Origin of the sequence: Halioglobus sp. HI00S01, from assembly GCF_001635445.1 — a bacterium.
Taxonomy (GTDB): Bacteria; Pseudomonadota; Gammaproteobacteria; order Pseudomonadales; family Halieaceae; genus Halioglobus; species Halioglobus japonicus.
Genome location: NZ_LWEE01000253.1, coordinates 1 through 219 on the forward strand (window position 1 = coordinate 1; position 219 = coordinate 219).

Consider the following 219-nt stretch of genomic DNA (forward strand, 5'->3'; position numbering starts at 1 on the left):
CGCATCAGCCATGGCCGGGGAATTACCAGCGGTATGGATGTGTTGAATCTCTGTCAGCTCCGGGTGGGCCGCAAGCTGATAGGCATCGACACCCTTGGCACCAATACCGGCAAAGGCTGCGGGCAGTTTTGCCAACCCCTCAGTGGTGGCACTGGCGCGGATACACTCATCCTCACTGACGGTCATGCCCTTGTCGGGATTCTCAACCGGAACAATGGA

The 219-nt window shown here is 58.4% G+C and carries 1 pseudogene; it reads right to left on the minus strand.

Features of this window, described 5'->3' with window-relative positions:
• Positions 1 to 219: pseudogene (locus A3709_RS24070) on the minus strand (acetyl-CoA C-acyltransferase); the annotation flags it as partial.